Source organism: Dyella humicola (assembly GCF_026283945.1).
Taxonomy (GTDB): Bacteria; Pseudomonadota; Gammaproteobacteria; order Xanthomonadales; family Rhodanobacteraceae; genus Dyella; species Dyella humicola.
This window is the reverse complement of sequence record NZ_JAPDPC010000001.1, coordinates 202410-215105: the sequence shown is the minus strand read 5'-3', so window position 1 is coordinate 215105 and position 12696 is coordinate 202410. Positions and strand designations below refer to the sequence as shown.

The window sequence follows — 12696 nt, the reverse complement described above, 5'->3', positions numbered from 1 at the left end:
GCGCGGCGTCACGGCAGGTTCGCCGGATCCTGCATCTGCGAAGGCATCATGTTGCTGTTGAGGTGGTACATGATCCAGATCGATCCACTCAAGGTGATGACGACGAGCACGATGGTAAAGACCAGGGCCAACATGTTCCAGCCACCCTCGGATTTCGTATTCATGTGCAGGAAATAGATCATGTGCACCACGATCTGCACCGCGGCAAACGCCAACACCACGAGGGCCGTGGTGCTCGACTTTTCGAAGCCGCCGCTCATCACCAACCAGAACGGAATGATAGTGAGGATCGCAGCCAGCACAAAGCCGGTGAGGTACCCCTTCAGGGTGGCATGGATGCCCAGGTCGTCGTGAGCATGCTCAGCGGTCTCGCCGTGGCCATGTTCCGACTCGGTGTGAGCACTCATGGCAGCACCCCCATCAGGTAGACAAAGCTGAAGACGCCGACCCATACAAGGTCAAGAAAATGCCAAAACATCGACAGGCACATCAACCGCCGCTTATTGGCTGAAATCAGGCCCTTCTTGCTCACTTGTACCATCAAGACGATGAGCCACAGGATACCGCTGCTTACGTGCAGGCCGTGCGTCCCAACCAAAGCGAAGAACGATGACAGGAAGGCGCTGCGCTGCGGACCGGCGCCGATCGAGATCAGGTGCGCGAATTCCCTCAGCTCCAGCGTTATGAATCCGGCACCCAGCAGCCCGGTGATGGCCAGCCACAACATCATCGGTTTTTGCCGATCGCGCTGCATTTCGAGCACCGCAAAGCCATAGGTGATCGATGACAGCAGCAACAGCGTCGTGTTTATCGCAACGGTGGGAAGCTCGAGAACCTCGGCAGCGGTCGGTCCTCCCGCAAATTCCCGGCCAAGTACGCCGTACGCCGCAAACAGGCACGCGAAGATGAGGCAGTCGCTCATCAGGTACACCCAGAAGCCCAGCAAAGTGCCGTTCTCCGGGTGATGATCGCCCGCCACGTGGAAGCTCAAGGCCTCCGGCGAGCCGCCGCCTGCCGCCATGGTGATCGATGTGTCAGACATGGTTGGCCAGCAGCTCTGAGCGGGATGCTTCGACGCGGTGCACTTCGTCGGCCGGTATGTAGTAGTCGCGGTGGTAGTTGAAGGTGTGGCCGATGGCCACCGCCAGCAGCGCCACGAAGGACACGGCCGCCAGTGGCCACATGTACCAGATCATTGCGAAGCCAAACACGAAACTAAGGCCGCCGAGAATGATGCCGGCCGATGTGTTCAACGGCATATGGATGGGCAGGAAGCCATCTGTCGGCCGCTGATAGTGGTGCTGCTTCATCTGCCACCACGCATCGCCCTGATGCACCTGCGGGGTGAACGCGAAGTTGTATTGTGGCGGCGGTGACGACGTCGACCATTCCAGCGTGCGTCCGCCCCAGGGATCGCCCGTGACATCGCGCAACTCATGGCGACGGCGGAAGCTGACCCAGAACTGCATCAGCATGCTGAAGATGCCGAGAAGGATCAGGAAGGCACCGAACGCGGCGATCTGGAACCAGATCTGCAACGAAGGATCGTCGAAGTGGCTAAGCCGGCGCGTCACGCCCATGAAACCAAGCCAGTACAGCGGGAAGAAGGCGAAATAGAAACCCACCACCCAGAACCAGAACGAGCACTTGCCCCAGAACGGATCGAGCTTGTAGCCGAACGCTTTCGGGAACCAATAGTTGATTCCCGCGAACAGCCCGAATATCACGCCGCCGATGATCACATTGTGGAAGTGCGCGACCAGGAACAGGCTGTTGTGCAGTGAGAAATCTGCCGGTGGTACCGCCAGCATCACACCGGTCATGCCGCCAATCACGAACGTGACCATGAAGGCCACCGTCCATAGCATCGGTACTTCGAACACCACGCGGCCGCGATACATGGTGAACAGCCAGTTGAAGATCTTTGCTCCCGTGGGAATCGAGATGATCATCGTGGTGATGCCGAAGAACGAATTGACGCTGGCACCCGAGCCCATGGTGAAGAAATGATGCAGCCATACCAAGTAGGACAACACCGTTATCACGACCGTGGCGTACACCATCGACGCGTAACCGAACAGCGGCTTGCGACTGAAGGTGGAGGTCACTTCGGAGAAAATGCCAAACGCAGGCAACACCAGGATGTAGACCTCGGGATGGCCCCAGATCCAGATCAAGTTCACGTACATCATGGCGTTGCCGCCAAGCTCGGTAGTGAAGAAGTTGGTGCCTACGTAGCGATCCAGCGCCAGCATGGCCAACACGGCCGTCAGCACCGGGAAGGCGGCGACAATCAGCACATTGGTGCACAGCGCCGTCCAGGTGAAGATCGGCATCTTCATCAATGTCATGCCAGGCGCACGCATCTTGATGATGGTTACCAGCAGGTTGATGCCCGAAAGCAAGGTGCCGATGCCCGCAATCTGCAAGGACCAGATGTAGTAATCCACGCCCGCATCAGGACTCGACGCGATATCGGACAGCGGTGGATAGGCCAGCCAGCCGGTACGGGCGAATTCGCCGATGAACAACGATGACATCACCAGCATCGCACCGGCGACGGTCATCCAGAAACTGAAGTTGTTGAGAAAGGGGAACGCCACATCGCGCGCGCCGATCTGCAGCGGCATGACGAAATTCATCATGCCCGTCACCATCGGCATGGCAACGAAGAAGATCATGATCACCCCATGCGCCGTGAAGATCTGGTCGTAATGCTCGGGCGGCAGATAGCCCGCTGAATCACCGAAGGCGATAGCTTGCTGCGCACGCATCATGATCGCGTCCGAGAAACCACGCAGCAGCATTACGATGCCCAGGATCATGTACATGATCCCGATCTTCTTGTGGTCGATGCTGGTGAACCACTCCCGCCACAGGTAGCCCCACAAGCGGTAATAGGTGATCACGCCAATCAAGGCGATGGCGCCGAGCATCACTACGACGAACGTCCCCAGCACGATCGGCACATGCAGCGGCAGCTCCTGCAAGGTGAGGCGACCGAAGATCAGCTTGGTAAGGTCGAGATGGTCAGACATCTTGGACACCGCAGCGCGATTAGACGGTCAGTGGGATCACTTGGGATGGGCCATGGTGATGGCTTTCACGCCTTCCGGTTCTTGGTCAGCGCGAGAGGCACCCTCGTTGCCCGCAGCCTGCACCTTCATGGGCTTCATGCACGAGGGACTATCGGGTTGCACGCAGCGGGTGACGATCGCCAGGAAAAGACCTGGCTCTACCGCTGCGTAACGACGTACGGGATCATTCTGGCTTGGCTCGGCGAGCTTCACATAGGCTTCACGATCCAGGGAACCGCCGTCGGCTTTCGCACGCTGAACCCACTGGGCGAACCCTTCCTCGCTCACGCCGTGGAAGAGAAAGTGCATGCCTGAAAAACCCTCGCCGCTGTAATTGGCCGAGAAGCCTTGAAACGCACCGGGTTTGTTGATCACCGCCTGCAGCTTGGTTTCCATGCCGGGCATCGCGTAGATCTGGCCGGCCAGGGCCGGAATGAAGAACGAGTTCATCACCGTCGACGCCGTAATCTTGAACTGGATCGGACGATCCACTGGCGCGGCAAGTTCGTTCACGGTGGCAATGCCTTGCTCGGGGTATATGAATAGCCACTTCCAATCGAGCGCTACGACCTCGACCGTCAACGGTTCGACACCCGCTGGAACTGGACGGCCGTACGACAGGCGTTCGAGTGGACGGAACGGGTCAAGCTTGTGCGTACTGACCCAGGTCACCGCACCGAGCGCGATGATGATCAGCAGCGGAGCCGACCAGATCAGCAGCTCGAGCATGGTGGAATGAGACCATTCCGGATCGTAAGTGGCTTTTTTGTTGGACGCCCGGTAGTGCCATGCAAACAGCAGCGTGAGCGCGATCACCGGCACGATGATGATCATCATGAGCAGTGTCGAGATGATGATCAGGTTGCGTTGCTGCAGCGCGAGGTCGCCGGACGGCGACATGAGCACGGTGCTACAGCCCGTGAGCAAGGTAGCGATAGGTAGCAGCAGTCCGCGGAGAGCCTTCATGGACATAACCGACGACGCAACCGACAAAGGATGGTTGAAAACGGTACGCCAATCGGCGCGATACCGGAACAGGCCACTTTCCAATAACGCTGTGAGGCGCGGCGGTGCCATACTGCGGCGGCCACATCCTCCCTCATTCTGAGTAACGATGATGTCAAGCACCATGCAGGAAGATCATCGCCCGCCCGGCGGCACCACGGCCGAGGAAATCCGGCGCTTGCAGACTCACGCGAAGGTCGCGCCGGGCGAAATCGCCATTGGCGTGGTTATTGGCCGAACGTCGGAATACTTTGACTTCTTCGTGTTCGGCATCTCCTGCGTGCTGGTCTTTCCGACCGTCCTGTTTCCGTTCGAAACGCAGTTGAACGGCATGCTGTATGCCTTCACGATATTTTCACTGGCCTTCATCGCGCGGCCGCTGGGCACCGCTGTGTTCATGCTTTTCCAGCGCCGGTGGAGTCGTGGCACCAAGCTCACGATCGCATTGTTCCTGCTTGGCAGCGCAACCGCAGGCATCGCCTTCCTGCCCAGCTATAAGGACATTGGCGCGTGGGCAATTGCCTTGCTGATCCTGTTCCGCATCCTTCAAGGCATTGCGCTCGGTGGTTCGTGGGACGGGCTGCCATCCCTGCTCGCACTCAATACGCCGCCGCAACGGCGCGGCTGGTACGCCATGCTTGGGCAGTTGAGCGCGCCCATCGGCTTCATGGTCGCGAGCGCCCTGTTCCTGTTCCTGCATGCCAACCTCGACCACGACGACTTCATCGACTGGGGATGGCGCTATCCGTTCTTCGTCGCGTTCGCGATCAACGTGGTCGCTTTGTTTGCCCGGCTGCGACTCGTCGTCACGGAGGAATACACGCGATTGATGGAAGAGCGCGAGCTCGAACCCATCGGCATGTTCGACATGCTGCGCGCACAGGGTGGCAATATTTTCCTTGGCGCCTTTGCCGCACTGGCCAGCTACGCGCTCTTCCACCTGGTCTCGATTTTTCCGCTGTCCTGGATTTCGCTGGGCACGACGCAATCGATCGACGCCGTACTGGTCGTGCAGATCGTCGGCGGCGTGGCCTGCATTCTTGGGGTGATCGCATCCGGACTCATCGCCGACCGCATCGGCCGCCGCACTACACTTGGAATGGCCGCCGCGCTGATCGGCATCTTTGCGCTGTTTGCACCCTGGCTGCTGGGCGGCGATCGTCACGCGCAGAACACCTTCATCATCGTGGGATTCGCCTTGCTTGGGCTGTCGTACGGCCAGGCCGCCGGCAGCGTTACATCCAATTTCGAGTCCCGCTTTCGCTATACCGGCGCAGCATTGACCACCGACTTCGCCTGGTTGATCGGCGCAGCCTTCGCACCTTTGGTGGCGCTCGGCTTGTCGACCCGATTCGGCCTGGTCGCCGTCAGCGCCTATCTTCTCTCCGGCGTGGCCTGCACACTGGTGGCTTTGAGGGTCAATCGCGCACTGGCAACACGCGACTGACTTGCCACGAAATGGTCAGCGGGACCCGGTGGCACTCAGCCAGCAGCCAGATGCACTCTTGCTTATCGCCCATCGAGGGCGTGCGCGCCGTGAGAGACGGCATCACTTACGGATCAAGGAGAGCGACGAGGCGCCTCTGGTCAAAACCCGAGACGCAGCCAGCGCGTCGGGCCTTTCGCCGAGAGGCTGCGTTTTCACGACTTCGTGCGATTCACCGTAGTTCTACGGTTTTTCTTTACCTGGCCCAGGTGTCAAATGGAGCACTGGTCAGTAGGCCAGCCCGTTTCGACCCACGCTCTTTTCCGACGAGGGGGCACGCATGTCCGCCGCACCCGAACAGCGCACCGCCAAGCGCGCATCCAAGCACAAGGCCCGTGACGCCAAGCCCAAGTCTGCGGCAAGCAAAGGTTCGCACCTGTCGCAGGACAGCTTTCATCAAGCGGTGGAAATAAGGCAGGAAATGGCGAGAGCCATACGTGACAAGTGCTCACGAAAGTCGCTGGGTGGCTGGCGGGCGCCGAAACCCCGGCGGGACCCCGTCGATATCCTGATCGAAACATCGAAAGGCCGGGTCGAGTCGCTGGTGCCGATCCGTTATGGCCGCATGATGGCTTCGCCCTTCGCCTTTTACCGGGGCGCTGCCGCGATCATGGCCAGTGATCTTTCCTCGACCGCCAACACGGGCATCCATCTGCAGATCTGCGGGGATTGCCACTTGGTGAACTTTGGCGGCTTTGCCACGCCCGAACGCAAGCTGGTATTCGACATCAACGATTTCGACGAGACCACCATCGGTCCGTGGGAATGGGATGTGAAGCGGCTCTGCGCCAGCCTAGTCGTCGCTGCGCGCGCCAATGCCTGCTCGGCTGATGATGCGCAGGACATCGCGTGGGCGGCCGCCTCCTCGTATCGTGACCACCTGGCCGAGTACGCGGACATGCCGCTGCTCGACGCCTGGTATGACCACATCGACCTGGAGGCGGTGATCGGCCGCATGCAGGACGAGCAGATGAAAAAGCTGGCTAGCAAGAACGTGCGCAAGGCGAAGGAGCACACCGCTCACATGAAGGAATTCGTCAAGTTGACGGTGACTGGCGGCTCTCCTGCACGGATCCAGGACGAGCCACCCTTGCTCTATCACGACGCCGAAATGCAAAACGTGATCAGCCCGGAAGTGCGTGCGCGCGCATTCGAGCTCTATTTAGATTCGCTGCAACCGGAACGAAGAATCCTGCTGGAGCGCTTTGAGTCTGTCGACGCCGCCGTCAAGGTCGTCGGCGTTGGCAGCGTGGGCACCTACTGCGGCATCATCCTGTTCGTATCCGGTAGCGGCGACCCCCTGTTCCTGCAGTTCAAGGAGGCGCGGCAGTCGGTGATCGACCCGTTTGTCGGCAGGAACCCTTATGCGCACCAGGGGCAACGCGTCGTTGCCGGCCAGCGGCTGATGCAATCGGCGAGCGATATTTTCCTTGGCTGGACGGAAGGGCCGAAGCGCCATTTCTATATACGCCAACTACGCGACGCCAAGATCTCGCCGCAGGTCGAACTGATGGGCGCGGCGAACCTGCGTCGTTATGGCCGACTGTGTGCACACACCCTGGCACGGGCGCACGCGCGATCAGGAGATGCCGTGCTTCTGGCCGCCTACCTCGGCAAGAGCGATGCCTTCGCCGACGCCATCGCATCATTTTCCGTGGCCTACGCCGACCAAAACGACCGCGACCATGCCGCCATGGTCAAGGCAGCCAGGGCGGGACGCATCCAGGCCGCAACGATCGACTAAGGCAGCAGCGGCTGACCCACCATGGCGAGCCACGGACGTCTTCGCGCTGGAATGCCAGCGCGAGGATCAGCGCCGGAGCGAAAGGCGCCTAAGGCTGCAAACGCATGCCATCTTCGGCGAACACGACCGGCCCCTGATAATGCGCACGGATGGATGCCTCCACATTGGCACGCTGTTGATCAATCGAGGGTGACAAATGACTGAGCAGCAGTCTTTTCGTTTCGCTGTCGGCGGCCACCACGCCAATCGTCTTGGGCGGGGTGTGCAAGGTATAGAGCACGGGCCTTGAGCCCGGTGGATCGAGCACCACGCAATTGAACACCAGCAGGTTGGTGTGTTGCGCAATACGACCCAGATTGTCGATGCCCTTGGCATCGATGTCACCGCTGAAGGTGATGCTCTGATGGCGATAGTCGATGCGATAGATCACTGCGGGCGCATCGCCATGGTGACCCGCTATCGCGCCGATATCCAGGCCATGCTCTGAATAAATGATCTTCGGTGTCTTCGGGGCATTCGCCGACGCATCGATATCCGTCGCTTTGATCGTCATCGGCGCGGCAAAGTCGCGCAAGTAGCTATACGCACCCGCAGGTCCGAATAGCAGATCGATAAAGCGGCTGGTGGATGGGAAGGTGGCATCGTCGCCTTCGCCATGATGTCCTGTAGGACCAAAGACCCGAAGATTGACCGGACCACCGGCTGAGATCGCTCGCGCTTTGAACAACCCAGGCAATTCGCCGGTGTGATCGATGTGCAGATGCGTCAGCAAGACGATATCGATCTTGTCCAATGACAGCTTGGCCTCGCCCAGGCGCACAAACGTCCCGGGCCCAGCATCCACCACGATGCGAGGCTCGCCGTCGACCAGCACGATGTACCCCGCCCCGGCACGCCCGGTCGCCCCGGGACCACCGGACCCAAGCACCACCAGCTCCAGGGGCGGTGCAACCGGCGCGGCAACACTGCTGACAGTGGCGAATATCAGGATCGCGGCAACGAGGGTCAGCTTGAACATGGGCGTTCCCCAGACGTGTATGGACCCCATATCAAGCGACGTCGCCAGTCATGCTAGCGTGATCGTCTGCCCGGATGACGCCCCGTCTATTCGGGTTGGCCCCGTCTCCACCAGCGCCAGACCACGGCGCCCGAGCCAACCACGAGCCATCCCGCGTAGACAAACATCAACCCTACGCCAAGCGCCCGTGAGTGCGTGGCCACACCCCAGCCAAGCAGGCAACAGAAGAGGATGAATCCCAACAGCGCGATGGGACTGAACACGCTGCGTGGTTTTGCGTTGTCATTCACGGCCGACCCTCTGCTGCCCCACACCGGCGCCAGAACATGCCGCCACGATTTCGCCGGGGATGTACTCCACGGTTCCCATACGAACGTTCCTGAGAAAGATGCGCCGACTGAAAGGCAATATTCTACGGCGCAAGTACAATCGTTCGACCCAGCCCATCGACGGTCAGGCGTGGAACGGGATAACCGCGTTTCCCTGCCGTAGTAATGTGAATCCAACGGAAGAAGTAACGATGAAGAAATATTTGGCATGCGCTGTTATCGCGACACTCCTCACAGGATGTACCAACGTGCTGTCGTTGCGTGATTCGGCGCCAACCGCCACTTATGCCGGCATTGGCAGCGCCGAAGCAGTGGCCGATTGCGTCGTCAATGCCTGGTCGGAAAAGTCGCTCAGCCTGCAAAGAATCGTGCTGTACAGCGGGACGACGATTGAAATTCGGGAAACCGCAAACAGTCCCGTCATCGCTCTTGTCGACATCAAGCCAGTAGGTGCAAATACTATCGCCAAGTACTACTCGCATTTTCCGACAGACGACTCGTGGTTCTTCGACCACGTCGAAACCTGCATGAATGTGGCGCCCTCCGAGGGCTGATCGGCCGGCTGGCAGACGGCCTGGCCTCGCCACGCCGCCCATCGGTGGATAGCATGATGAGAACGCCTGGCACGCCTGGTCCGCGCGCCGGGCGTTTCACTAGGGCGAGGATTTGCCCTGGCTCCTATCCCGATCCAGCACTCGCCGTGGCTGCACATCGATGCTCGCCGTCATGCCGGCTGCCAGCACGACATCGGCGGGAATGCTGGATTCATCGATGTCGATGCGCACCGGGACGCGCTGGGCCAGACGCACCCAGTTGAAGGTCGGATTGACGTCGGCCAGCAGATCCCTGCCGGTGGGGTTGTCACGATCGGTGATGCCCCGTGCCACGCCGGTGATGCGGCCCGTCAGGCGCGTGCCGCCACTCAGCAGACGGATGCTGACGGGATCGCCCACGCGGATGCTCGGCAACTTGGTTTCCTCGAAGTAGCCGTAGATGTAATAGCTGTGGCGATCGATCAGGGCCAGGCGCGGACTGCCAGCGGCGGCGTAATCGCCCACGCGTACATCCAGGTTGGTCACGTAACCGTCCACCGGTGCGCGCACTTCGGTACGCGCGATATCCAGCTGGGCGCGATCCACGGCAACTTGCGCCTGCACCACGGCGGCCTCTGCCTGTTCACGCGACGCCGTGGCCTGGTGGCCACTGGCCTGGGCTTGCTGCCAGACGGCGCGCGCGGTATCGGCGGCAGAGCGGGCGTCGGTGCGCTCTTCCTTTGGCACCACGTCGGCCAGGTCCTGTCTGCGCCGTGCCTGATCCTGGCGCATGTCGTACTCGGCCCTACGCGCGGAGGCGCTGGCCAACACCGCATCGATATTGGCACCGGCCGCGCGAGCGCTGGCCTTGGCGGCAGCGAGGTTGGCTTCGGCCTGCGCCAGCGCGATATGGAAGCGCTCGGGATCGATGACGAAGAGCACATCGCCCTTGTTCACGATCTGGTTGTCGACGACGGCCACCCGGGTGACCAGACCTGAAACGTCGGGGGCAATACGTGCAACTTCGGCGCGAACGCGGCCATCGCGCGTCCATGGCGAATACAGGTAGTGCCGCCACAGCGCGTGGCCGAGCACTAGCGCAAGGACGACGACGGAGGCCGTGATGAGAAAGCGAAGCAAAGGCTGGGTCTGGATCTTCATATCGGTGACTCAGGGGTACAACAACAGGCCGACCGCGCCGAACAGGCAGAAGAACAAGGCGACACGGAACAGGGACGGATGCCAGACATAGCGGTACAGACCATAACGACCGACGATGGTGTCAACCACCCACAGCACCAGCAGGCAGCCGAGATACACCAGCAGAATGCTAGGGACCAACGCGTCGGCGAGGGCGATTTCACGGGGCATGGGACGTCTCCGGTGCCTTGATGATGTAGGGCCCAAGCGCAGACTGGTCATCGCGCAGCGCCGTGCGCAGTTGCAACAGGTGCGCCAGCGCAGGCTGACAGCTCGCGCGTGCCAGCGGTAGGGTCTGCATGGTCAAGGTAAGTGCATGGTCGATGGCGTCATCCGCTTGCTGCCAGCGCGCGGAGTCGGGCTCGTCGTACAGTTGGGCGAGCGCAAGTACCGCTTTCTGCATCACTTCCATCAGCGGCGGCGGCAGCTCCGCATGCAGCATGTCCTGGCGCAACTCGATCACGGCGCGGCCGCAGTCGTTCACGGCCAGGGCCCAGGCCAACAGCTCCTTGGATTCTGCGCTCTTGGGTTGGGTGAAGGAGACGATCTGATGGAACAGATCGCGGTTGGCACTCTCGAATCGGTAGAGGAGGCCTGCCATCGGGGCGGTGGCGGCAAACGTCACTTGTCGGCGCAGCCGTTGCAGCTGTCGACGGCGCAACCACTGCGTGCCGATCACCGTCGGGATCACCATGAAGGCCGCCCCGCTCATCATCAGGCCGAACAGCGAGGCGATGCTGTCGTTGATGAAACGCTCCGGGTTGTACTCCATCGGGTTCTTCAACGCCAAAATATAGACGAAGCCCAGGGTATAGCCGGCGCCGACGCCCGGGAGGGTCGCGTTGCGCGCCGTCAGGTAAGGCCCGATCAGCAGCAGCGGCGTGGTGGCGAGCATCAGCATCACGAAACCGTCGCTGCCCGGCAGCAACCAGAACGTCACCACATAGGCACCGGCCAAGCCCATGGCGTAGCCTATCCATGTGTTGACCGTGGCCAATACCGGCGTTGGCGACGTGGCCAGCAGACCGCTGAAGACGGTCGCCAGCAACATCGCACTGGGACCAAACGGCCATGCCGTAGCAAACCAGAACACGCCCAGCGTGAGCATGGTGAGGAAGGTGCGCACCACGGCAATCAGTGGCGGAGCATAGTCGTTGGCGCGCTTGAATTCGACGCGCTCCACCGTACCTTGCAAGCGTCCTTGGGTCTCGCGCACCGTCACCTTGAGCGCCGTGAAGTCGCACAGCTCCCTGACAAAGCGGCGCAGCAGCATGGCACCCGTGTCGAATTCCAGCAGCAGCTCCGGGTCCTGGCGCAGCTCACCACGTAGTTCCGCGGCTAAGGCCGGCAGCCTGGCCTCGCTTGCCTCCAGGCGGGCGGTCAACAGCCGCGGCTCGGTGCGCTCGACGGGGTCCAGCGAAAGCGCCTCGCCGACGGGCGCATAAAGCTTGATCACCGCGTCCGCCGTACGTGGATGGTTATTGCGCTGCAAGCGGTTGATCAGATGATGCAATGATTGGAAGCTGGTGGCGGCCGCCATGTAACGCAGGTTGAGCAGCTGCAATCGGCTGCTGCGCGCGCGTGCCTCAGGGTCTTCGAAGATCACGGACGAGCGCAGGTCTTCCAGCTGCACGGCGGCTCGTACAACGCGCAGTTGCGCCTGCTCCATCTCGGAACGCGGAATATGGCCACCCAGGCTGCCGCGAGCGAATTCGATGAAGTGCTGATATTGCTCGCGGGCACTCCTGAGTAGCACGTCGCGCAGGCGTACGGGCAGCACGATATCGCTGATCACGCCGGCAACGATGATGCCCAGCATCACTTCGCTCACGCGTAGGACCGCGGAGTAGAAGACGTTGTACGGGTTGTTGATCGCCGGCAACGTCACGATCGCCGCGGTATACCCCGCCAGCACGAAGCCGTAGGACATGAAGTTGCGGTACAGCACGGCGCCGCCCGAACACACGCCGACCCATAGCGAGAGGCTGAAAAGGAACAATTCGCGCTGCTGCGGAAAGGCCGCCAACATCAGCAAACCACACAAGCTGCCGGCCACCGTGCCGATGGCGCGATAGAAGCTCTTGGCCAGCACGATGCCGCTTTGCGGATGCATCACGATCGATACGGTGATCATCGCCGTCGATGGCTGCTCCAACTGGAACACCATCGCCAGCCAGGCGACGATGTAGAAAGCGAGCATGCATTTGAATACGAAGATCCACGACTGCCGCTCGCCGATGAGGAACTCGGCCAGCCAGGGCCAGCGTCGATTCGCCGGGAGGTCGTGGGAAACGGCTGACATGG

The 12696-nt window shown here is 61.0% G+C and carries 11 protein-coding genes; 3 read left to right on the top strand and 8 right to left on the bottom strand.

Annotated features, from left to right (window positions below):
• Window positions 1-8: 8 nt before the first annotated feature.
• From cyoD to cyoA, 4 genes are read right to left on the bottom strand one after another with little or no spacing between them, the layout of a single operon-like run.
• On the bottom strand, window positions 9-407 hold the full coding sequence (gene cyoD, locus OUZ30_RS00955; protein ID WP_266180285.1) for a cytochrome o ubiquinol oxidase subunit IV: 399 nt from the start codon (window positions 405-407) through the stop codon (window positions 9-11).
• Window positions 404-1027, bottom strand: coding sequence for a cytochrome o ubiquinol oxidase subunit III (gene cyoC / locus OUZ30_RS00950; RefSeq protein WP_425601502.1), 624 nt, complete (start codon window positions 1025-1027; stop codon window positions 404-406). The genes cyoD and cyoC overlap by 4 nt, the downstream gene beginning before the upstream one ends.
• A 7-nt stretch (window positions 1028-1034) precedes the next feature.
• Window positions 1035-3038 carry a cytochrome o ubiquinol oxidase subunit I gene (cyoB, locus tag OUZ30_RS00945; RefSeq protein ID WP_266180283.1) on the bottom strand — a complete coding sequence of 668 codons (2004 nt, stop codon included), beginning with the start codon at window positions 3036-3038 and terminating at the stop codon, window positions 1035-1037.
• Window positions 3039-3074: 36 nt separating this feature from the next.
• A complete protein-coding gene (gene cyoA, locus OUZ30_RS00940) occupies window positions 3075-4043 on the bottom strand; it encodes a ubiquinol oxidase subunit II (protein ID WP_266180282.1) in 969 nt (322 codons plus the stop codon).
• 148 nt (window positions 4044-4191) lie between these two features.
• Here cyoA and OUZ30_RS00935 point away from each other — a divergent pair, with 148 nt between their 5' ends.
• Both OUZ30_RS00935 and OUZ30_RS00930 read left to right on the top strand, forming a co-directional pair.
• Window positions 4192-5529: an MFS transporter gene (locus OUZ30_RS00935; protein ID WP_266180281.1), complete on the top strand. Its 1338-nt coding sequence runs from the start codon at window positions 4192-4194 to the stop codon at window positions 5527-5529.
• Between the two features lie 319 nt (window positions 5530-5848).
• Entirely contained in the window at window positions 5849-7312 is a 1464-nt protein-coding gene (locus OUZ30_RS00930) for a DUF2252 domain-containing protein (RefSeq protein ID WP_266180280.1), read from the top strand.
• An 88-nt stretch (window positions 7313-7400) separates the two neighbouring features.
• Here OUZ30_RS00930 and OUZ30_RS00925 read toward each other — a convergent pair whose 3' ends face one another.
• Entirely contained in the window at window positions 7401-8330 is a 930-nt protein-coding gene (locus tag OUZ30_RS00925; RefSeq protein WP_266180279.1) for an MBL fold metallo-hydrolase, read from the bottom strand.
• Window positions 8331-8718: 388 nt separating this feature from the next.
• Here OUZ30_RS00925 and OUZ30_RS00920 point away from each other — a divergent pair, with 388 nt between their 5' ends.
• Window positions 8719-9213, top strand: coding sequence for a hypothetical protein (locus OUZ30_RS00920; RefSeq protein ID WP_266180278.1), 495 nt, complete (start codon window positions 8719-8721; stop codon window positions 9211-9213).
• A 99-nt stretch (window positions 9214-9312) separates the two neighbouring features.
• Here the strand turns inward: OUZ30_RS00920 and OUZ30_RS00915 are convergent, their stop codons facing one another.
• From OUZ30_RS00915 to OUZ30_RS00905, 3 genes are read right to left on the bottom strand one after another with little or no spacing between them, the layout of a single operon-like run.
• Entirely contained in the window at window positions 9313-10353 is a 1041-nt protein-coding gene (locus OUZ30_RS00915) for an HlyD family secretion protein (RefSeq protein ID WP_266180277.1), read from the bottom strand.
• Between the two features lie 9 nt (window positions 10354-10362).
• A complete protein-coding gene (locus OUZ30_RS00910) occupies window positions 10363-10563 on the bottom strand; it encodes a DUF1656 domain-containing protein (RefSeq protein ID WP_266180276.1) in 201 nt (66 codons plus the stop codon).
• Window positions 10553-12694 carry an FUSC family protein gene (locus OUZ30_RS00905; RefSeq protein WP_266180275.1) on the bottom strand — a complete coding sequence of 714 codons (2142 nt, stop codon included), beginning with the start codon at window positions 12692-12694 and terminating at the stop codon, window positions 10553-10555. Before OUZ30_RS00905 ends, OUZ30_RS00910 begins: the two co-directional genes overlap by 11 nt.
• Between the last annotated feature and the right edge of the window lie 2 nt (window positions 12695-12696).